This window comes from Glycomyces sambucus (assembly GCF_900102815.1).
Taxonomy (GTDB): domain Bacteria; phylum Actinomycetota; class Actinomycetes; order Mycobacteriales; family Micromonosporaceae; genus Glycomyces; species Glycomyces sambucus.
This window is the reverse complement of record NZ_FNGF01000006.1, coordinates 289286-310681: the sequence shown is the minus strand read 5'-3', so window position 1 is coordinate 310681 and position 21396 is coordinate 289286. Positions and strand designations below refer to the sequence as shown.

Annotated in this window: 20 protein-coding genes; 11 read left to right on the top strand and 9 right to left on the bottom strand. The window is 71.0% G+C overall.

Going from position 1 to position 21396, the window contains the following annotated elements; translation table 11 throughout:
* Position 1: 1 nt before the first annotated feature.
* From BLS99_RS19275 to BLS99_RS19260, 4 genes are read right to left on the bottom strand one after another with little or no spacing between them, the layout of a single operon-like run.
* Complete coding sequence (locus tag BLS99_RS19275; protein ID WP_091053340.1) at positions 2–1087, bottom strand: ROK family protein; 1086 nt, start codon at positions 1085–1087, stop codon at positions 2–4.
* Between the two features lie 3 nt (positions 1088–1090).
* Positions 1091–2353, bottom strand: a complete 1263-nt coding sequence (locus BLS99_RS19270) for a sugar ABC transporter permease (protein ID WP_091053337.1) — start codon at positions 2351–2353, stop codon at positions 1091–1093.
* Complete coding sequence (locus BLS99_RS19265) at positions 2350–3111, bottom strand: ATP-binding cassette domain-containing protein (protein ID WP_091053545.1); 762 nt, start codon at positions 3109–3111, stop codon at positions 2350–2352. Before BLS99_RS19265 ends, BLS99_RS19270 begins: the two co-directional genes overlap by 4 nt.
* A 16-nt stretch (positions 3112–3127) precedes the next feature.
* A complete protein-coding gene (locus tag BLS99_RS19260) occupies positions 3128–4222 on the bottom strand; it encodes a sugar ABC transporter substrate-binding protein (protein ID WP_091053335.1) in 1095 nt (364 codons plus the stop codon).
* Positions 4223–4400: 178 nt separating this feature from the next.
* On the opposite strand from BLS99_RS19260, the gene glmU reads away from it, so the two are divergent.
* The 8 genes from glmU (at position 4401) to BLS99_RS19220 (ending at position 13166) form a co-directional block, all read left to right on the top strand.
* Entirely contained in the window at positions 4401–5840 is a 1440-nt protein-coding gene (glmU, locus tag BLS99_RS19255) for a bifunctional UDP-N-acetylglucosamine diphosphorylase/glucosamine-1-phosphate N-acetyltransferase GlmU (protein WP_091053333.1), read from the top strand.
* 98 nt (positions 5841–5938) lie between these two features.
* Positions 5939–6922, top strand: coding sequence for a ribose-phosphate diphosphokinase (locus BLS99_RS19250; protein ID WP_091053331.1), 984 nt, complete (start codon positions 5939–5941; stop codon positions 6920–6922).
* A 174-nt stretch (positions 6923–7096) separates the two neighbouring features.
* On the top strand, positions 7097–7747 hold the full coding sequence (locus BLS99_RS19245; RefSeq protein ID WP_245712323.1) for a 50S ribosomal protein L25/general stress protein Ctc: 651 nt from the start codon (positions 7097–7099) through the stop codon (positions 7745–7747).
* Between the two features lie 9 nt (positions 7748–7756).
* Positions 7757–8365, top strand: coding sequence for an aminoacyl-tRNA hydrolase (pth, locus tag BLS99_RS19240; protein ID WP_091053328.1), 609 nt, complete (start codon positions 7757–7759; stop codon positions 8363–8365).
* A 123-nt stretch (positions 8366–8488) separates the two neighbouring features.
* Positions 8489–9985, top strand: coding sequence for a sugar transferase (locus BLS99_RS19235; RefSeq protein WP_245712322.1), 1497 nt, complete (start codon positions 8489–8491; stop codon positions 9983–9985).
* A gap of 103 nt (positions 9986–10088) precedes the next feature.
* On the top strand, positions 10089–10910 hold the full coding sequence (locus tag BLS99_RS19230; RefSeq protein ID WP_091053326.1) for a 3'(2'),5'-bisphosphate nucleotidase CysQ: 822 nt from the start codon (positions 10089–10091) through the stop codon (positions 10908–10910).
* Positions 10911–10985: 75 nt separating this feature from the next.
* On the top strand, positions 10986–11888 hold the full coding sequence (gene cysD, locus BLS99_RS19225) for a sulfate adenylyltransferase subunit CysD (RefSeq protein WP_091053324.1): 903 nt from the start codon (positions 10986–10988) through the stop codon (positions 11886–11888).
* The gene (locus BLS99_RS19220) at positions 11889–13166 is read left to right on the top strand and encodes a sulfate adenylyltransferase subunit 1 (RefSeq protein ID WP_091053321.1); all 1278 of its coding nucleotides are present in this window, start codon (positions 11889–11891) and stop codon (positions 13164–13166) included.
* Between the two features lie 60 nt (positions 13167–13226).
* On the opposite strand, the gene BLS99_RS19215 is transcribed toward BLS99_RS19220, so the two are convergent.
* The 5 genes from BLS99_RS19215 to BLS99_RS19195 form a co-directional block, all read right to left on the bottom strand.
* The gene (locus BLS99_RS19215; RefSeq protein WP_091053318.1) at positions 13227–13586 is read right to left on the bottom strand and encodes an MmcQ/YjbR family DNA-binding protein; all 360 of its coding nucleotides are present in this window, start codon (positions 13584–13586) and stop codon (positions 13227–13229) included.
* Positions 13587–13625: 39 nt separating this feature from the next.
* Positions 13626–14315: a hypothetical protein gene (locus tag BLS99_RS19210; protein ID WP_091053316.1), complete on the bottom strand. Its 690-nt coding sequence runs from the start codon at positions 14313–14315 to the stop codon at positions 13626–13628.
* Positions 14316–14325: 10 nt separating this feature from the next.
* Complete coding sequence (locus tag BLS99_RS19205) at positions 14326–14946, bottom strand: DUF305 domain-containing protein (protein WP_091053313.1); 621 nt, start codon at positions 14944–14946, stop codon at positions 14326–14328.
* 84 nt (positions 14947–15030) lie between these two features.
* Complete coding sequence (locus BLS99_RS19200) at positions 15031–16056, bottom strand: thioredoxin-like domain-containing protein (protein WP_091053311.1); 1026 nt, start codon at positions 16054–16056, stop codon at positions 15031–15033.
* 142 nt (positions 16057–16198) lie between these two features.
* Positions 16199–16900, bottom strand: coding sequence for a thioredoxin-like domain-containing protein (locus tag BLS99_RS19195; protein ID WP_091053309.1), 702 nt, complete (start codon positions 16898–16900; stop codon positions 16199–16201).
* 104 nt (positions 16901–17004) lie between these two features.
* Between BLS99_RS19195 and argS the strand changes: the two genes are divergently transcribed.
* The 3 genes from argS to BLS99_RS19180 are packed head-to-tail and all read left to right on the top strand — an operon-like array spanning position 17005 to position 21374.
* On the top strand, positions 17005–18657 hold the full coding sequence (argS, locus tag BLS99_RS19190; RefSeq protein ID WP_091053305.1) for an arginine--tRNA ligase: 1653 nt from the start codon (positions 17005–17007) through the stop codon (positions 18655–18657).
* Positions 18657–20054, top strand: a complete 1398-nt coding sequence (gene lysA, locus BLS99_RS19185; RefSeq protein WP_091053303.1) for a diaminopimelate decarboxylase — start codon at positions 18657–18659, stop codon at positions 20052–20054. Before argS ends, lysA begins: the two co-directional genes overlap by 1 nt.
* A 42-nt stretch (positions 20055–20096) precedes the next feature.
* A complete protein-coding gene (locus BLS99_RS19180; protein ID WP_091053301.1) occupies positions 20097–21374 on the top strand; it encodes a homoserine dehydrogenase in 1278 nt (425 codons plus the stop codon).
* The last annotated feature ends 22 nt before the right edge of the window (positions 21375–21396 follow it).

The following is a 21396-nucleotide window of genomic DNA, read 5'->3' as shown; positions in this document are numbered from 1 at the left end:
CCTACCGCATGCGGTCGACGACCGTCGCGAACCCCGTCTCCGCCGCCCCGATGAGGGCGCCCTCGTCGCCGAGGACCGGGGTGCGCAGGCGCAGACGCGAGCGCAGGTGGGGGAGGGTCGTCTCGGCCAGGGCCGAGCGGACCGGGGCCGCCGCCGAGAGGTACAGCTCGCGGAGCCAGCCGCCGAACAGGATCTCGTCGGGGCCGGTCGCGGTGACGACCGCGCCGAGGGCGCGGCCGAGGTCCTCGCCGGAGCGGCGCAGTCCGTCGCGCGCGGCGGCGTCGCCCATGCCCGCCGCGAGGGTCGCGTACTCGATGTCCTCGGCGTAGCCGAAGACCTCCATCTCCGCCTCCAGGCACCCGCGCAGCCCGCACGCGCATTCGCGCCCGCCCGGCTGGACCACGATGTGCCCCAACTGGATCGAGCCGCCGCGCGGCGCGAGCCCGTCGACGACGAGCCCGGCGGTGAGCCCGCGCCCGCCGTGCAGGTACAGCAGCTTCGTCGCCTCGTGGGCGTCGCCGCGGGACCACTCGCCGACGGCGGCGGCCGTCGCGGTGTCCACGACCTGCCACTCGCGGCCCGTGGCCGAGGCGAGGTCGCCGGCCAGGTCGCGGCCGGCCCAGCCCAGTTCGGTGGAGTGCGCGACCTCGCCGGCGTCGACCAGGCCGGGCACGGCCGCGACCGCCTCCAGGGCGTCGCGGGCCGTCCCGCCGGTCACCACCTCGATGGCGTCCACGGGATCGGCGCCGTCGAGCGCGGTCTCGGCGCGCTCCAGGACCTCGCCGCCCAGGCCCACGAGCGCGAACCGTACCCGGTCGACGCGGATCTCGACCGCGGTCACGGTGGCGGCCTTGGGGACGCACTCGGCGAGTGTGGAGGGCCGGCCGGCGGAACCGGTCGACCGTCCCGTCGTCTCCTGGACGTACCCCGCCTCGGCGAGGTCCGCGGCGAGCGCGCCGATCGTGGACCTGTTGAGCCCCAGGGCCTCGGTGAGTTCGGCGCGGGTCTGGGGACCGTGCCGGTGGAGCTGCTCGACGAGCGCCGCGCGGTTGCGTCGCCGCAGCTCCTCGGTCCCGGTCCGGGCCACCGGTCAGTGCCTGCCGAAGAGCTTGCCCCGGCCCCGCGACATGGCGTCGACGCCCGCCGCGAGGAGCAGGACCGCACCGGTGACGCCGAACCGCACCCCGGCGCTGAGGCCCATGAGCCCCATGCCGTTGTTGATGATCGCCACCACCGCTCCTCCCAGGAGGGCAGCCCGCACCGTGCCCTTGCCTCCGAAGAGGCTAGCACCGCCGATGACCGCGGCCCCCACGGAAAGCAGCAGCACATTGGACCCTCCGGTGTTGGGGTCCACCGAGGCCGCGCGGGAGGCGGCGACCACGCCGCCGACCGCGGCCATGCCCGAGCAGATGACGAACGCGGCGATGCGGACCCGGTCGACGTTCACGCCCGCGCGCACCGCGGCCTCGGGGTTCCCGCCGACCGCGTACAGGTGGCGCCCGAACCTGGTGCGGTGCAGGACGAACGTCCACACCGCGAACAGGAACCCGATGACCGCCACCACCACCGGCACGCCGGTGAGCGAGATGATCTGCGGGTTCGCCGAGCGCTCCAGGTTGAGCAGGAACACGCCCGCGGCCAGCAGCGCCGCGAGGGCGCCGATGCGGGCGAGGACGACCGCGAGCGGTTCGTGGACGAGCGACCGCGCGACGCGGCGCCGCCAGCGCTGCACCTGGATCGCGGCGTACGCCGCGACGGTGACCGCGAGCAGCGCCCAGCCCTGCCAGCGCTCCAGGTTCCCCCCGGCGATGGTCTTGACCGTCTCGTCGTTGATGGAGATGTTGCTGCCCTCGTCGAGGATCATGAGCACGATCCCCTGGAAGGCCAGGAACGCCGCGAGGGTGACCACGAACGACGGGATGCCGAGCTTGACGACGAGCGTCCCGAGCACGAGCCCGATGACGACGCCGGTGGCCAGGGCCGCCCCGATCGCGAGCGACCAGTGCAGGCCCCAGTCGGTGAGGATCACGGCCATGATCGACGCGCACACGCCGGACGCGAACCCGGCCGACAGGTCGATCTCGCCGAGGATGAGCACGAACACCAGGCCCATCGCGATGCACGCGACGGCGGCGCCCTGCCCGAACAGGTTCGCGAGGTTCCCCACGGACAGGAACACGGGCTTGCTCAGGCCGAAGAACACGCACAGGGCGATGATCCCGGCGACGGCCGGGAGGGCCCCGACCTCGCCGGAGCGGACGTTCGCCCAGTAGTTGCGGGCGTGGTCGGCGACGGCGCGGGCGGCGCCGGGCCCGGGCGGGGCCGCGGGAGGTGTCTCGACGTCGGTGGTCACGGCCGGACTCCGTTCTGGTCGGTGAGGCCGAGCTGGCCCGAGCGGCCGCTGGTGATGAGCTCGACGACCTGCGACTGGGTGGTGTCGGCCGCGTCGAGCACGGCGGCCATGCGGCCCAGGTAGAGCGCGGCGATCCGGTCGGCGACGGCGAAGACGTCGTTGAGGTTGTGGGAGATGTAGAGGACGGCCAGGCCCTGGTCGGCGAGGCGCCGGATGAGTTCGAGGACCTGGCGGGTCTGGGCCACGCCGAGGGCGGCGGTCGGCTCGTCGAGGATGACGAGCCGGGAGTTCCACAGGACCGCCTTGGCGATGGCGACGGTCTGGCGCTGCCCGCCCGAGAGGCTCGCGACGGGCTGGCGGAGGTTGCGGATGGTGCGCACGGCGAGGGACTGGAGGGTCTCGGCGGCGAGCTGCTCCATGGCGTCGTCGTCCAGGAAGATCCCGCGGCGCTTCTCGCGCCCCAGGAACAGGTTCTCCACGACGTCGAGGTTGTCGCACAGGGCGAGGTCCTGGTAGACGACCTCGATCCCGAGGTTGGCGGCGTCGCGGGGGCTGGCGATGTGGCGGGGCTCCCCGTCGACGAGGACCTCGCCGCCGTCGACGCCGTGGATGCCGGCCACGCACTTGACCAGGGTGGACTTCCCTGCGCCGTTGTCGCCGACCAGGGCGCAGACCTCTCCGGCGTCGATCGCGAGATCGACGTCGGAGAGGACCTCCACCGGTCCGAAGCGCTTCGAGATGCCGGTGAGTTCGAGCAGCACTTATCGTTCTCCTTTAACCGATCCCGTGCTGTTCGCACAGGGCCGCGTAGTCGCCGGCGCACAGTTCGGCCGGGTCGGCGTAGCCGTCGTCGACGACCGCCTGGATGTTCTCGACGGTGACGGAGATGGACTCCAGGAGCACCGCCGGGACCTCCTCGGAGCTGATCGGGTCGATGACGCTGCCGCCGGTCTCGGGGGTCTCGCCGTTCGCGAGGGCGATGGCCAGCTCGGCGGCGGCGTCGGCCTCCTGCTTGACCGGCTTGTAGACGGTCATGCACTGGTCGCCGGTGAGGATGTTCTGGAGGCCCTGGATGGTCGCGTCCTGGCCGGTGACCGGGACGGTGCCGTTGAGGTTGTTGCGCTGGAGCACGGTGATCACCGCGTGGGCGAGGTCGTCGTTGGCGGCGAGCACGCCGTCGATCTCGGCGCCGGTGTCGGTGAGCATCTGCTCGAAGAGCGTGCCGCCCTGGGCGTTGTCCCAGTCCGGGACCCACTCGTCGGGGCCCTTCTCGAAGGTGCCGTCGGCGTACAGCGGGTCGAGGACGGAGTCGTAGCCGTTCTTGAACAGGGTGGCGTTGTTGTCGGTGGGCGAGCCGTTGAGCTCGGCCACGAGCGGCGTGTCGACGCCTTCGAGGCACGCGGCGAGGCCCTCGCCCTGGAAGACGCCGACCTGCTCGTTGTCGAAGCTGACGTAGTAGTCGGCGCCGCCGTCCTCGGTGAGGCGGTCGTAGTCGATGGTGGCCACGCCCTGGGACTTGGCCTTCTCGATGACGGTCTTGCCGGTGCCGGAGTCGAGGTTCACGGTGACGAGGACGTCGACGCCGTTGGTGAGCATCTGGTCGGCGATGGTCTGGAAGTCCTCGCGGCTGCCCTGGGCGTTCTGGATGTCGTAGTCGACGCCGGCGGCCTCGAACGCCTCTTCGAGGTACTTGCGGTCGGCGGTCTCCCACCGGTCGGACGAGGCGGAGTCGGGGAGGATGACGCCGATGAGCGGGGTGTCCCCGCCGCCGCCGGACTCGTCGTCGCCGCAGGCGGTCATGGTGAAGACGAGCGCCGCCGCCGCGCCCAGCGCGGCGACGAGTCGGAGCGGGCTGTGGGTGGAGTGCATGAGAGGTACCTCCGAGATTTGTTGTTGACTGCAACATATGATGGCCGACACAGTCCGCACAAGATCCGGGGGGATGGAGAACGTGTTCCATTCGTAACGATTCGGTAATGGGACGAGTACTCGCCGGTCCGGCGGCCCGGGCCGTTCACGTCGGCGCCACCGACTACCATGGCCCATCATGAGCAGTGAGCGTTCTGCGATCATCCTGGCCGCCGGCCTGGGCACCCGCATGAAGTCCGCCAAACCGAAGGTCCTGCACGAGGTGCTCGGCCGCACCCTCGTGGGCCACGTCCTCCGCAGCGTCCGGGCGATCCGGCCCGCGCGCCAGATCGTGGTCGTCGGCGCCGCCGCCGACCAGGTCCGCGCCCACCTCGCCGAGGTCGCCCCCGAGGCCGACACGGTCTTCCAGGACAAGCAGCTCGGGACCGGCCACGCCGTGCGCATCGCCATGGACGCCAACCCCGACCTCCAGGGCACCGTCGTCGTCGCGTTCGGCGACGCCCCCCTCCTGCGCTCCAGCTCCATCGCCGAGCTGGTCGAGGTGCACGAGAAGAAGGGCAACGCCGTCACGGTCCTCACCGCCGTCGTCGACGACCCCACCGGCCTCGGCCGCATCGTGCGCGACAACGAGGGCAACGTGCTCCGCAACGTCGAGCACCGCGACGCCGACCTCACCGAGCTTGCTATCCGCGAGATCAACTCCGGCACGTTCGCGTGCGACGCCGACGTCCTGCGCGAGCAGCTCGACCGGCTCAGCACCGCCAATGACCAGGGCGAGTACTACCTCACCGACATCATCGAGCTCGCCCGCGAGGCCGGGCACACCGTCGGCGCCGTCGTCGTCGACGACCCCACCGAGACCCTGGGCTGCAACGACCGCGCCCAGCTCGCCGAGCTGCGCCGCATCCTCCAGGGCCGCATCAACACCGACCTCATGAAGTCCGGCGTCACCATGGACGACCCGGCCACCACCTGGATCGACGCCACCGTCAAGGTCGCCCCCGACGTGCACCTGCACCCGGGCGTGCAGCTCCAGGGCGCCACCGCCGTCGACTCCGGCGCCGAGATCGGGCCCGACACGACCCTCACCGACACCATCGTCGGCGCCGGCGCCGAGGTCGTCCGGTCCCACGCCACGCAGGCGCACATCGGCCCCGGCGCCCACGTCGGCCCGTTCGCGCACCTGCGCCCGGCCTCCAAGCTCGCCGAGCGGTCCAAGATCGGCGCGTTCGTGGAGACCAAGAACCTCGAGATGGGCGCCGGCGCCAAGGCCGCGCACCTCGCCTACCTCGGCGACGTCACCGTGGGCGCCGACGCCAACATCGGCTGCGGCGTCATCGTCGCCAACTACGACGGCGTCAAGAAGCACCGCACCGAGATCGGCGAGGGCGCGTTCGTCGGCTGCGACAGCGTGCTCGTGGCGCCCGTCTCGGTCGGCGACGGCGCCTACATCGGCGCCGGCTCCACCATCGTCAAGGACGTCGAGCCCGGCGACCTCGCCGTCGCCCGCGCCCGCCAGGCCGCGCTCACCGACTGGGTCGCCAAGAAGCGCCCCGGCACCGTCTCCGACCAAGCAGCAAGGCGAGCGAAAGGTGAGGCGGGAGTGTCCGAAGCGTGACGCGACACTAAACGCCCCGGTCGGCTTCCGCCGACCGGGCCGGTCGGGGACACTGGAGCCGTCACAGGTTCAGGTGAGACGACCTATGGGGGAGCCCAATGGCGAGCATGTCCGCTGTCAACTCCAAGATGCTCATGCTGTTCTCCGGGCGCGCGTACCCGGAGCTGGCCGAGGAGATCGGCAAGCACCTCGGGGTCGCGCCGACCCCGATGAGCGCCTACTCGTTCGCCAACGGCGAGCTGTTCGTGCGGTACCAGGAGTCAGTCCGCGGCTGCGACGCCTTCGTCGTGCAGTCCATGCCCGCCCCGATCAACGAGTGGGTCATGGAGACCCTCATCATGATCGACGCGCTCAAGCGCGGCTCGGCCAAGCGGATCACGATCGTCCTCCCGTTCTACCCCTACGCGCGCCAAGACAAGAAGCACCGCGGCCGCGAGCCCATCTCGGCCCGCCTCGTCGCCGACCTGTTCAAGACCGCCGGCGCCGACCGCATCCTCACCGTCGACCTGCACACCGCGCAGATCCAGGGCTTCTTCGACGGCCCCGTCGACCACCTCTTCGCCATGGGCACGCTCGCCCGGTACGTCGAGGAGAAGTACGGCGACCGCCCGATGGCGATCGTCTCGCCCGACACCGGCCGCGTGCGCCTTGCTGAGCGCTGGTCCGACCGCCTCGGCGGCTGCCCGATCGCGTTCGTGCACAAGACCCGCGACCCGCTCAAGCCCAACCAGGTCGTCGCGCACAAGGTCGTCGGCGACGTCGAGGGCCGCACCTGCCTGCTCATCGACGACATGATCGACACCGCCGGCACCATCTGCTCCGCCGCCGAGATGCTCGCCAAGTCCGGCGTCGAGGACATCGTCATCGCCTCCACCCACGCGATCATGTCCGGCCCCGCCGTCGAGCGCCTCGCCGCCGCCCCCGTCTCCGAGGTCATCGTCACCAACACCCTGCCGCTCCCCAAGGAGGCGCAGGACCTCGCCAAGATCACCACCCTCTCCATCGCGCCGCTCGTCGCCAAGGCCATCTGGGAGGTCTTCAACGACGGCTCGGTCACCACCCTGTTCGGCGGCCTCTCCTAAGTCACACATCGATGCCCGTTTCAAGCCCCACCGGATGCGCGTAGTACTCTGGTGGGGTTGCCGACGGCGAGGGTGTCCTCCAGAGGGCGCCGTAATCGACGCAGATGGCGTTAGGTCTTTTCAGGGCTGCTGTGCCCTTCTGAATGCCGACGTGAGCGTCGAGCGCCGCATGAAATGTCACTTGAAAAACAGGGGAGTATTTCCGTGTCCGAAGTTCGTATCAGCGCAGAGCCTCGCACTGACTTCGGGAAGGGCGGTGCCCGCCGTACGCGCAGGGCTGGAAAGGTTCCCGCGGTGGTCTACGGCCACGGCGAGAAGCCGCGCCACATTTCCCTTCCCGGTCTCGAGTTCGCCGCCGTCCTCCGCAAGGGCGGCCTCAACCAGCTCATCCAGGTCGAAGTCACCGACGGCACCCGCGAGCTGGTGATCCCCAAGGACATCCAGCGCGACCCGCTGCGCGACGAGGTCGTCCACGCCGACCTGCTCATCGTCCGCCGCGGCGAGACCATCACCACCGACGTCCCGATCTCCTTCTCCGGCGAGGTGGAGAAGGGCGGCCTGGTCGTGCACGAGCTCACCAGCCTGTCCGTCGAGGCCGAGGCCACCAGCATCCCCGAGTCCATCGAGGTCGACCTCGAGGGCCTGACCATCGGCTCCCAGCGCACCGTCGCCGAGATCACCGCGCCCAAGGGCGTCGTGATCCTCAACGACGGCGAGCAGACCGTGGCCACCGTCGCCGAGCCGCGCGCCGAGGCTGCCGCCGACGACGACACCGAGTCCGAGGCCGCCGAAGCGCCCGCCGAGGCCGAGTCCGCCGCGGAGTAGATTCGACTCATGACCGACACTCCGACGCTCGTGGCCGGCCTGGGCAACCCCGGACCGAAGTACGCCGCGAACCGTCACAACGTCGGTTTCATGGTCGCCGACGCGCTCGCCCGACGCGTCGGCGGCAAGTTCGCCGTGGTCCGCAAGGCCCGCGCCGAAGTCTGCGAGGCCCGCCTGGGGGTAGGCGGGCCTCGCGTCATCCTCGTCAAGCCGATGACGTTCATGAACCTCTCGGGCGACTCGGTCGCACCGCTCGCGCAGTACTACGGGATCGCCTCCGAATCGGTGATCGCCGTCCACGACGAGCTCGACATCCCCTTCGGCGAGATCCGCATCAAGCGCGGCGGCGGCGAGGGCGGCCACAACGGCCTCCGCTCGCTCTCGAAGTCCCTCGGCACCAAGGACTACGCCCGGGTCCGCTTCGGCGTCGGCCGCCCGCCCGGCCGCCAGGACGCCGCCGACTTCGTCCTCAAGGACTTCGCCAAGGCCGAACGGCCCGAAGTGGACCTCGGGATCGAGCTCGCCGCCGACGCGGTCGAGGCGATCATCGAGAAGGGCTTCGTCATGGCGCAGAACGCGGTCAACGCAGTGAAGCGGAGCGAACCGGAAGTCCGGTAGCCCGCGTCTCCTTCGCCCTGCACCGCAACACCTTCGAGTGAATCCTCCAGTGCGGACTCCCCTCATGTACTCCTGAGCGTGACTTCTCCGTCACTCTTCGTCCACTCGCTCGTTAGTTCCCTTGTGACGGTTACCGAGGCACGCGAGAGCATCCAGGGCATCGAGACGCGCGGGCGCGTCTACTCCATCGGCCCGCAGGCGAGCCGCCCGTACGGCGGGCAGCCGGCGTGGCAGCGGAAGTACTTCGCCGGGATCATCGGCTCGGACGTCGCCGCCGGCGTCCTCGGTGCGGCCCTGGCGTTCGCGGCCCGCTTCGGCCACCTCGACGGGCACACCCGCGTCTACGCGCTCTCGCTCGTCGCCCTGCCCGCCGTGTGGCTCTTCGCGCTCGGGCTCTCGCGCGCCTTCGAGAAGCGGTACCTGTTCGTGGGGACCGAGGAGTACCAGCGGGTCGTGCACGCCGCCGTCGGCCTCACCGCCGTCGTCGCCATCGTCTCCTATGGACTCGAAGTGCCGACCTCGCGCGTGTTCGTCCTCATCGCGATCCCCACGGCCGCGGCCTTCTCCATCACCGCCCGCTTCGCGTGGCGCAAGTGGCTCCACCGGCTGCGCCGCTCGGGCAGGTGCATGAAGCGGGTCGTCCTGGTCGGACACGAGTCCTCCGTCGCCGCCCTCATCGTGCAGCTGCGCCGCGAGCACTACCACGGCCTCAACGTCGTCGCCGCCTGTCTGCCGACCGAGCGCCCGCGGGGCGCCCTGCTGGAGTTCAACACCCGCGTCCGCGGCAGCTTCGACCGCATCGCCGAGGCCGTCGCCGCCGAGCGCGCCGACACCGTGATCGTCCTGTCCTGCCCCGAGATCGACGGCCAGGCCCTGCGCCGCCTCGCCTGGAAGCTCGAACGCAGCGAGGTCGACCTCATCGTCGCCTCCGCCCTCGTCGACGTCGCCGGCGACCGCACCACCGTGCGCCCCGTCGACGGCCTCCCCATGCTCCACCTCGACCACGCCCGCCTCACCGGGGTGCGCCGCGTCGCCAAGGACGCCGTCGACCGCCTCGGCGCCGCCCTCATGCTGCTCCTGCTCTCCCCGCTGCTGCTAGGCGCCGCGTTCCTCATCCGGTGCGGCTCGCCCGGCCCGGCCCTGTTCAAGCAGGAGCGCATCGGCAAGGACGGCCAGCCGTTCACCATCTGGAAGTTCCGCACCATGTACACCGACGCGGAGCGGCGCCTCGCCGAGATCGCGCACCTCAACGAGAGCGACGGCGTCCTGTTCAAGATGAAGGACGACCCGCGCATCACCCCCGTCGGGAAGTACCTGCGCCGCTTCTCCATCGACGAGTTCCCGCAGCTCGTCAACGTCCTGCGCGGCGACATGAGCCTGGTCGGGCCGCGCCCGCCGCTCGCCGTCGAGGTCGCCGCCTACGAGTCCGACATGCGCCGCCGCCTCGCCGTCAAGCCCGGCATGACCGGCCTGTGGCAGGTCTCCGGCCGCTCGGACCTGCCGTGGGAGGAGGCCGTGCGCCTCGACCTGCGCTACGTCGAGCACTGGACGCTCTCGCTCGACTTCGTGATCCTGCTGCGCACCGTCACCGCGATCCTGCGCCCGCAGGGCGCGTACTGACCTCCTGCCCGCCCGCTCCGGAAGGCCGCCCATGACTCCCGAATCCCGGGACACGATCGCTCAGCATTTGGACGGGGAAGGGCCGCAGCGTAGACTGAGCGGCATGCACGACGCCCCAGGCCCCGCGTCCCCGACCGGAGCCCCCACCGCCACGCCCGAGGCCGCGGCGCCCGCCGACGCCGACCTCGCCGCCGCGCTGGCGACCGAGGCGGGCGAACTCCTGCTGCGGATCAGGGCCGAACTCGGCTTCGCCGACTCCCGCGCGCTCAAGACCGCGGGCGACCTGCGCGCCAACGACTTCCTGCTCGGGCGCGTCAGCGCCGAGCGCCCCGGCGACGCCGTGCTCTCCGAGGAGGGCAAGGGCGAGTCCGGCCGCGTCGGCACCGAGCGCCTCGGCGCCGACCGGGTCTGGATCATCGACCCGCTCGACGGCACCCGCGAGTACGCCGAGGAGGGCCGCGACGACTGGGCCGTCCACGTCGCGCTCTGGCAGCGCGGCCTCGGCCTCACCGCCGCCGCCGTCGCCCTCCCCGCGCAGGGCGTGACCTTGCGCACCGACCGGGCGTACCCGGTGCCCGCCGCGACGCCCGCGAAGCCGCGGATCGCCGTCTCGCGCACCCGCCCGCCGGCCCAGGCGCTCGCCGCCGAGGCCGCGCTCGGGGCCGAACTCGTCCCGATGGGCTCCGCGGGGGCCAAGGTCATGGCCGTGGTCGGCGGCACCGTCGACGCCTACGTCCACGCCGGGGGCCAGTTCGAGTGGGACTCGGCCGCGCCCGTCGCGGTGGCCCTCGCCTCAGGCTGGCACGCCACGCGGATCGACGGCGCTGCGCTGCGGTACAACGAGGCCGACCCCTACCTTCCCGACCTGCTGGTCTGTCGCCCCGACCTGGCCGAGCCGCTGCTCGCCGCCGTCAAGGGACACTGACCGCACCCGGTCCGACAGGGCCGCAAGAATGACCGACACCCCGTCCGGGGTCGAGCCGAGAGGAGCACTGCGCCGGTGAGCGACTATCGAATCAGCCATACCGCCGCGCTGGAGGCCGAAGCGATCTTCATCTTCCGTGAGGTCGCGGCCACCTGTCAGCGCCCCGTGCTGCTCTTCTCGGGCGGCAAGGACTCGATCGTCATGCTGCACCTGGCCCAGAAGGCGTTCGCGCCCGCGCCCGTCCCGTTCCCGGTGATGCACGTCGACACCGGGCAGAACTTCGCGGAGGTCATCGACTACCGCGACCGCCGGGTCGCCGAGACCGGCGTGCAGCTCATCGTCGCCTCCGTCCAGGACGCGATCGACCGCGGCATGGTCACCGAGCCGCCGGACGGCACCCGCAACCGCATCCAGACGCCCGTGCTCCTGGAGGCCGCCGAGAAGTACCAGTTCGACGCGCTGTTCGGCGGGGCCCGCCGCGACGAGGAGAAGGCCCGCGCCAAGGAGCGCGTGTTCTCCTTCCGCGACGACTTCGGCCAGTGGGACCCCAAGAACCAGCGGCCCGAGCTGTGGAACCTGTACAACGGGCGCGTGCACCCGGGCGAGCAGATCCGCGTGTTCCCGCTGTCGAACTGGACCGAGCTCGACGTGTGGCGGTACATCGGCACCGAGGCGATCCCGCTGCCCGAGGTGTACTTCGCCTCCGAGCGCGAAGTGGTCGACCGGGGCGGGATGCTGTACGCCGTCAACGAGTTCGTCCAGGTCCGCGACGGCGAGGAGGTCTTCAAGGAGACCGTCCGGTACCGCACCGTCGGCGACGCGAACCTCACCGCCGGGGTCCGCTCCGGCGCGACGACGATCGAGGAGATCATCGCCGAGGTCGAGTCCTCGCGCATCACCGAGCGCGGCGCGACCCGCGGCGACGACAAGACCTCTGAAGCGGCCATGGAAGACCGCAAGCGGGAAGGGTACTTCTAGATGACCGACACGCTGACCTCGCGCGAGGACACGCACGAGCTGCTGCGCTTCGCCACGGCCGGTTCGGTCGACGACGGCAAGTCCACGCTCATCGGGCGCCTCCTGTTCGACTCGAAGTCCCTCTTCGACGACCAGTGGGACGCCGTCGAGGCCGTCTCCGCCGGCCGCGGCGACGAGTACACCGACCTCGCCCTGCTCACCGACGGGCTGCGCTCCGAGCGCGAGCAGGGCATCACGATCGACGTCGCCTACCGCTACTTCGCCACGCCCGAGCGGAAGTTCATCATCGCGGACACGCCCGGGCACATCCAGTACACGCGGAACATGGTCACCGGCGCCTCGACCGCCGACCTGGCGCTCATCCTCGTGGACGCCCGCAAGGGCCTGGTCGAGCAGTCGCGGCGGCACGCGTTCCTGTGCTCGCTCCTGCGGGTGCCGCACATGGTCCTGTGCGTGAACAAGATGGACCTGGTCGACTACGACGAGGCCGTGTTCAAGCGGATCGAGAACGAGTTCAAGGCGTTCGCGACCAAGCTGGAGGTCCCCGACCTCACCGTCGTCCCGATCTCGGCGCTCAAGGGCGACAACGTGGTCCACCGCTCCGAGCACATGCCGTGGTTCCAGGGGCCGAGCCTGCTCCACCACCTGGAGAAGGTCCACATCGCCTCCGACCGCAACCTCGTGGACGTGCGGTTCCCCGTCCAGCACGTGATCCGGCCGCACTCCAGCGACAACCACGACTACCGCGGCTACGCGGGGCAGATCGCCTCCGGCGTCATGAAGCCCGGCGACGAGGTCATGGTGCTGCCCAGCGGCTTCACCTCCCGCATCGCCTCGATCGAGACCGCCGACGGGCCCCTGGACGAGGCGTTCCCGCCCCTGTCGGTCACGGTGCGCCTGGAGGACGAACTCGACGTCTCCCGCGGCGACATGCTGTGCCGCCCCGGGAACCAGCCGCGCGTCTCGCAGGACATCGAGGCGATGGTCTGCTGGATGGACGAGGCGCGGCCTTTGCGCCTGCGCGGCAAGTACGCGATCAAGCACACGACCTCCGACGCGCGCGCCGTGGTGAAGGACGTCCAGTACCAGCTCGACGTCAACACCCTCCACCGCGACGAGTCCGCGAACGAGCTGAAGCTCAACGAGATCGGCCGCGTCACCCTCCGCACCACCAAGCCCCTCCTCTGCGACGACTACCGCCGCAACCGCGCCACCGGAGGCTTCATCATCATCGACGAATCCGACAACCGCACCGTCGGCGCGGGGATCATCGTCTAAGCGGCACAACGAGATCGGGCCCGGCCGCAATGCGGCCGGGCCCTTTCGCGTGCCGTTGGTTCACTCGTCGGTCGCGGTCTTCGACGCCTCGTACGCCTTGCGGACTCTGACGGGGGCTTTGAGGAGCCAGGCATCTTCTATGAGGTCGGCGAGGCGGGTGTCGTCGACGCGTTCGAGGTCGACGAGGATCATGGCGTAGCCGTCGTAGTGCTTGGTGGTGTAGAAGGCGGGGTCCGCGGAGGCGAGGAGGGCGGCCTTCTCGCTCGGGTCGCAGACGATGGCGAGGCCGCCCTCGGCCTCGGTGCGGAGGCGTGCGAAGAAGCGGCCCTTCACTTTGAGCGAGGGCGTCTGCCAGCTGGTGGTCTCCTCGACCTCGGGGTAGCGCATCGCGATCTCGACCACGTCGTCCCAGGTAGCCATATGTCCATGTTCCCGCATGGGTGCGACATATTCAGGCCCTCAGGGGTTGATCCAGTTGCCGATCGTGATGAGGCTCGCAGCGGAGGCGCCGAGGACCGCGGTGGCGACGACGGCCGCGGCGAGGAGCCGCAGCGGGGTCTGGGTCCAGTCGGGCCCGATCTGGTGGCGCATCGCCGGCATCGACCCGGTCCCGGGCTCGGGCCGGGGCGACTCGACCGCCTCGGGGATCTCCTCGGGCTTGGGCCGCATGAACGCGGAGGTGGGGAGGAGCTGCGTGTCGTCGGAGCGGACCCCGCCGTCGATGCGGACGTGGTCGACCTGGACGGTGACGGGCCCGACCGCGCCGCGCATGCCGTCGCCGACCCGCGCGAACTGCGTCGTGTCGTCGGCGCGCGGCCGCGAGGGCTCCATGCGCGGCTGCGAGGTCTCCCACGAGTACCGGAACCGGTTCGCCTGCGTATCCGACGACGGTGAACCGTCCCGGCCCGCGCGGGGCACGGACCAGCCGGACTCCTCGCGGGGCGCGGAGGGCTCGGTGCGGCCGTGGTCGGGGTTCTCCCACGAGTAGCGCGGGCGGGAGGGCTCGCGCATCGGGGGGACCGATCCGTCGACGGTGTCGACCTGGACGGTCTTGAGCTCGTCGGTCCCGCGCCCGTCGCCGACCCGGGGCAGCTCGCCCGTGGTCGGGTGCGTCGGGTCCCCGTAGCGCGGGCCCCAGTTGTCGCTCACGGCGGACTCCTTAGTTCTCGACGGTCGAGAGGATCCGGTCGCGGTGGCCTTCGAGGTTCTCGATCTCGGCCTGCTGCACCGTGATCGTGCGCTGCGCCGCGTCCGCGACCAGTGCGTTGTCGCTCAGGTCCAGCGCGGCCTTCGCCATGTCGACCCCGCCGATGTGGTGGTCGATCATGAGGTTCGCGAACATGACGTCCGCGTCGGTGCCGGAGGCGGCCTTGAACGCCGTCATCTCCTCGTCGGTGGCCATGCCCGGCATGAGGCCGCCGTTCGACTCGGTGTCGTGGGCGTGCTCCTCGCCCGCCCAGGCCATCGGCTCGCCGCTGGAGAGCTGCACGCCCCACTGGCGCAGCCAGGTCCGGTACATGCCCATCTCGGCGCTCTGCGCGGTGGCGATGTCGTACGCGACGGCCTTCATGGTCTCGTCGGACCCGTGCTGCCACTCGTGCATGGCCATGTCGACGGCCTGCTGGTGGTGCGTGATCATGTCGCGGGCGAAGCCCGCCTCGACCGAGTCGTTGCCCGGGCTCGACGTGCCGGCCACCCAGCCGACCGCACCGCCCGCGGCGAGCATGAGCACGGCGGTGATCGCGATGAGCACCGCGGGCCTGCGCCACAAGCCGGTCATTCGTCCTCCTCCGGCGGGCGCCCCTGGGGAGCGCCCGCGCCTCCGTGATGCCTAACGAGTGTCGGCCCGAAAGGTTCGCCCCCGTCAGCCCGTGGGCATCCCGGCGTCCTCGACCGTGGTCGAGACGCCGCCGGAGCAGACCGCGTTGGCCTCGGCCGTGTTGTCGGCGTTCTGGATGTAGAAGTCCAGGAACTCGTCGAGCTTCGGGTCGTCGAGGTCCTCGGTCTGGTACTGCACGCCCCACGCCTGGATCGAGACGGGCGTGCCGAGCTCGGGGTAGGGGCTCATGAGGGAGTAGTCGCGGCCGTTGATCTTCTCGGAGAGCTTCGCGATGCCGTCGCCGTCGACCAGCGCCGGGTCGTAGGTGAGCCACACGGCGCCGTGCTCCAGGGAGTGGACGGCGTTGCCGTCGACGATCGCGGCGGCGTACACCGAGCCGGTGCAGGTCTGCCACTGGCCGAGGTGGTTGCCGCCGGTCGGCGGGACGGTCTCGTAGACGGGGGTGTCGTTCGCGGTGTCCTCGTCGCCGTCGACGTGCGTCTGCTGGACCACCCACGGGTGCTCCAGGTCGTCCTCGGTGATGTCGCCGTCGGACAGCGCCGCGGAGACCTCCGAGTAGTTCGCGTACTGGCCGTAGTAGTCGGTGACGCCCGCGGGCGGCTGGCTCCGGTCCCACACGACGAACACGGCGGCGCCGATGAGGCCGAGCGCGACGACGCCGACGCCCGCGAAGGTGAGGATCATGCCCCACGGCTTCGGCTGCTTCACCTGGACGGCGCGGCCCTTGCGGGAGGGCACCGCCTTGACGGCGTCCTTGTCGAAGGCGCTCTTGGAGCCGCCCTTGGCCGGGCCCTTGCCCGCGCCCTTGGCGGGGCTCTTGCCCGCGGCCGCCTTCTTCGCGGCCGCCTTCTTCGCGGCGGCCTTCTTGGCCGTGCTCTTCTCAGGCGTGCTCTTCTGAGCCGTGCCCTTCTCTGCGGTGCTTTTCGCGGCGTCCTTCGACGGAGCCTTCGCCGATTCCTCGGCGGACTCCGCGGTCGAGCCCTTGTCGGTGCCTTTGCCAGTGCTGCCCTTGCCGGCGCTCTTGGTGGCGGATTGCTTCTTCGTAGCCATATCGCGGGGCGTGCCTCTTCGTCGACGACGGGTGGAGCCGGAGCGGCACCGGGGGAGGGCCCGGCATGAACACCACTCGCGTAGGCCACCTTACCCGGTCGGACCCGGCCGCTTCTTCAGAGCGCGCCCCGTTCGCCCTCCTCTACCCCCCGATCGTCGTGTTCACGCCCCCCGCGCACGTCGCCATCGGCTCGGGGTTGAACCGGTCGTTGAGGACGAACGCGTCCAGGTAGTCCTCGATCACCTGGTCGGCGGGGTCGTCGGTCTGGTACTGGTTCCCCCACGACTGGAGCGACACGGGCACGCCCTGCCCCGGGTACGGGCTCATCAGCGAGTAGTCCCGGTTCTGGATCAGCAGCGCCAGCGCGTCGACCGACGCCTGGTCGAGCAGCTCGGGGTCGTACGTCAGCCACACCGCGCCGTGCTCCATGGAGTGGACGGCGTGCCCGTCGACCAGCGGCGCGTCGTACACCGAGCCGGTGCACGTCTGCCACTGCCCGAGGTGGTTCCCGCCGACCGGCGGCTGCATCTCGTACACCGGCGGCTGCCCGTCCCAGCCGTTCTGGGCGTCCACGTGGTCCTGCTGCGCCACGAACGGGTAGTCCAGCTCCTCCGCCGTGACGTCCCCGGTCTGGATCGCGGCCATCACCGTCGCGTAGTCGCCGTACTCGCCGTAGAAGCTGGTCACACCGCTGATGTCGGGCGCGCTGCCGCCGCCCGGCATCGCACCCGGGTCGGCGGCGGCGCCACCGTCCGCCGACGGGTCCGAGGACGGGGTGCAGGCCGCGAGCGCGACCAGGGCGAGGAGGGGGGTGACCGCGGTCCAGGTGCGAAGCGGGCGCATGTTCGGAAGCCTTCCGTCGGAGTTGCCGACTTCAACCTACCGGTGCTGGCCACACCGGCCTTTCTCACTCGCGGGTGCGCAAGCCGGGAGTCTACGATTACCGGGTGACTCCTGAGACGCTCGCAGAGAAAGTGCTGTCCGCTACGCGCGAAGCCTTCGAGGCCCTCGGCCTCGACGCCGCCGTACTCCCCACCCGCACGGCGGTGGAGCGACCCAGGGACTCCAAGCACGGCGACTACGCCTCCAACATCGCGCTCCAGACCGCGAAGAAGGCCGGCACCAATCCGCGCGCGCTCGCCGAGAAGATCAGCGAACTGCTCGCCGCGGCCGACGGCATCGCCAAGGTCGACATCGCCGGACCCGGCTTCCTGAACATCACCCTCGACGCGGCCGCCGCGGGCGAGATCGCCGGGAAGATCGTCGCCGCCGGCGACGCCTACGGCACCAACAACTCCATGGAAGGCGTCTACGCCAACCTCGAGTTCGTCTCCGCCAACCCGACCGGCCCGATCCACGCGGGCGGCACCCGCTGGGCCGCCATGGGCGACGCGCTCGCCCGGGTCATGCGCGCCTCCGGCGCCAAGCTCACCGCCGAGTACTACGTCAACGACGCGGGCGCCCAGATCGACCACTTCGCCGGTTCGCTGCTGGCCCGCGCCAAGGGCGAGCCGACCCCCGAGAACGGCTACGTCGGCGCCTACATCGACGAGATCGCCGCCGACGTCCTCAGGACGCGCCCCGACGCGCTCAGCGCCGACGACCCCTACGAGGTCTTCAAGACCGTCGGGCTCGAGCTGATGCTCGCCGACATCAAGAGCACGCTCGCCGACTTCGGCACCCACTTCGACGTGTTCTTCAGCGAGAAGGGCCTGCACGACCGGGGCGAGATCGACACGGCCGTCCAGCGGCTCGCCGACCTCGGCCACGTCTTCGAGGCCGACGGGGCGACCTGGCTGCGCACCACCGAGTTCGGCGACGACAAGGACCGGGTCCTCAAGAACTCGAAGGGCGCCTGGACCTACTTCGCCTCCGACTGCGCCTACTACCTCGACAAGCGCGAGCGCGGCTTCGAGAAGCTCATCTTCATGCTCGGCGCCGACCACCACGGCTACGTCGGCCGCATGCAGGCGATCAGCCGGGCCTTCGGCGACGAGCCGGGCACGATGGAGATCCTCATCGGCCAGTTCGTGAACCTGCTCGACAACGGCGAGCCGATCCGGCTGTCGAAGCGGGCCGGGAACATCATCACGCTCAACGACGTCGTCGAGGCCGTCGGCGTCGACGCCGCCCGCTACGCGCTCACCCGCTACTCCGCCGACTCGATGATCGACCTCGACATCGAGCTGTGGACCAAGCACGGCAACGACAACCCGGTCTACTACGTGCAGTACGCGCACTCCCGGACCAACGGGGTCCTGCGGACCGCGCGCGACCGCGGCCTGGTGCTCGGCGACGGCTACGACGCCTCGCTGCTGCACAAGCCGCAGGAGAACGACCTGCTCAAGGCCCTCGCGGAGTTCCCGTCGGTCGTGGCGACCGCCGCGGAGCTGCGGGAGCCGCACCGGATCGCCCGCTACGCCGAGGAGCTCGCCGGCGCCTGGCACCGGTTCCAGAACAGCGACAGCCTCGTCGTGCCCAAGGTCGGCGAGCAGGCCGGACCGGTCAACGTCGCCCGCCTCTGGCTGGCGAACGCCACCCGCACCGTCCTCGCCAACGCGCTCGGCATGCTCGGCGTCTCGGCCCCGGAGCGGATGTAATGCGGACCCACGAAGCCGGTGCACTGCACGGCGACTTCGCCTCGCTGCGCCCGTCCTGGCTCAGCGTGCCCGAGGACGTCAACGCGATCCTCCCGCAGCTGTGGTCGGGCGGTGTCGAACGCGCCGAGGACGGCGTCCTGCACATCGGCGGCCTCTCGGTCGAGAAGCTCGCCGCCGAGTTCGCCACGCCCGCGTACGTCTTCGACGAGGACGACTTCCGCGCCCGCTGCCGCGCCTGGACCGAGGCGTTCGCCGACGCCGACGTCTTCTACGCCTCCAAGGCGTTCTGCTCCAAGGCCGTGCTCCGCGCCGCCGCGGAGGAGGGCCTGTCCGTCGACGTGTGCACCGCGGGCGAGCTCGCCGTCGCCCTCGCGGCCGGGATCGAGCCCGCCCGCCTGGGCCTGCACGGCAACAACAAGTCCCCCGCGGAGCTGCACCAGGCCGTCGCGATCGGCGTGGGCCGCATCGTCGCCGACTCGTTCCAGGAGATCGAGCGGCTCGAGGCCATCGCGAAGGAGCTCGGGAAGCGCCCGAACGTGATGGTCCGCGTCAACGTGGGCGTCGAGGCGCACACGCACGAGTTCATCGCCACCGCCCACGAGGACCAGAAGTTCGGGTTCGCGCTGGCCGACGGGGTCGCCTACGACGCCGCGCGCCGCGTCATCGCCGCCGAGCACCTGCACCTGCTGGGCCTGCACTCGCACATCGGCTCGCAGATCTTCGACACCGCCGCGTTCGAGGTCTCGGCCGCGCGCGTGGCCCGCCTCCAGGCCAAGCTCCAGGCCGACTTCGGCGTGGTCCTCGCCGAGCTCGACCTCGGCGGCGGCTTCGGCATGGCCTACACGACCCAGGACGACCCGCAGCCGCCCGCCGAGATCGCCGCGAGCCTGCGGAAGATCGTCGCCGACGAGTGCGCGGCCGCCGGGATCGACGTCCCGCGCCTGTCGATCGAGCCCGGCCGGACCCTGATCGGTCCGACGATGTTCACGCTGTACGAGGTCGGCACGGTCAAGCCCGTGACGCTCTCGGGCGGGGCGTCGCGCCTGTACGTCTCGGTCGACGGCGGCATCAGCGACAACATCCGGACCGCGCTCTACGACGCCACCTATTCGGCGACGCTCGCCTCGCGGGCGTCGGCCGCGACGCCCGCGCTCGCCCGCGTAGTGGGAAAGCATTGCGAATCCGGCGACATTGTTGTTAAAGATGAATTCCTCCCGGCGGACGTGCGGCCGGGGGACCTGCTCGCGGTCCCGGGGACCGGCGCCTACTGCCGCTCCATGGGCTCGAACTACAACCACGTGCCGCGCCCGCCGGTCGTCGCAGTCCGCGACGGCCAGGCCCGGGTGATCCTGGCACGTGAAACGGTCGACGATCTCCTTCGACTCGACGTCGGCTAGCCCGGGCGCTCCGCGCCACACCACGGAAAGAGGACACCAGCGATGAGACTCGCGCTACTCGGATGCGGCAACGTCGGCAGTGAAGTCGTACGCCTCATGCGAACGCGCGGGGAGGAGCTGGCCGCGCGCGTGGGCGAGCCGGTCGAGATCGCCGGCATCGCCGTGCGCCGCCTCGACCGGGACCGCTCGCACCTGCCGGTCGGGCCGGAGATGTTCACCAACGACGCGCTGGGCCTGGTCAAGCGCGAGGACGTCGACATCGTCGTGGAGGTCGCCGGCGGCATCGAGCCCGCCCGCACCTGGATCACCACCGCCCTCGGCGAGGGCAAGTCCGTGGTGACGGCGAACAAGGCCCTGCTCGCCGAGGACGGCCCGGCCCTGTCGGCCGCCGCGAAGGCCGGCGGCGCCGACCTCTACTACGAGGCCGCCGCCGCGGCCGCGATCCCGCTCATGCGCCCGCTGCGCGAGTCGCTGCACGGCGACACGATCAACCGGGTCCTGGGGATCGTCAACGGCACCACCAACTACATCCTCAGCAAGATGTCGCAGTCCGGCGCCTCCTTCGAGGAGGCCCTGGGCGAGGCCACCGAACTGGGGTACGCCGAGGCCGACCCGACCGCCGACGTCGACAACTACGACGCCGCCGCGAAGGCCGCGCTCATCGCCTCGCTCGCGTTCCACACCCACATCGACCTCGGCGAGGTCTACCGCGAGGGCATCCGCGGCGTCTCCGCCGCCGACATCGCCTCGGCCGCGGCCGAGGGCCGCGTCGTCAAGCCGCTGTGCATCGCCACCCGGGAGGCCGACGGCGTGTCCGTGCGCGTCCACCCGGCGATGATCCCGCGCAACCACCCGCTCGCGAACGTCAACGGCGCCTACAACGCCGTGTTCGTCGAGGCGGAGTCCGCCGGCCGCCTCATGTTCTACGGAGCGGGAGCGGGCGGCACCGAGACCGCGTCGGCCGTGCTCGGCGATATCGTGGCCGTGGCGCGCAACAAGCGCGGCGGGATCACCGCGTTCCCGCCCGAGGCCGCCTACCAGGACCTGCCGGTGAAACCCATCGGCGAGGCCCGCACCCGCTACCACGTCAGCCTCGACGTAGTGGACGAGCCCGGCGTGCTCGCCCGCGTGGCGGCCACCTTCGCCCACCACGGCGTCAGCCTCGCCACCGTCCACCAGTCCGGCCGCGGCGACGACGCCCAGCTGGTGGTGGTCACCCACACGGCCGCCGACAAGCAGTTGTCGGACACCGTGGACGAACTGTCGCAGCTGACGTCGGTGCACCAGGTCACCAGCGTCATGCGCGTCGAAGGAGAATAGGACGAGATGTCCGCTTCCGTGC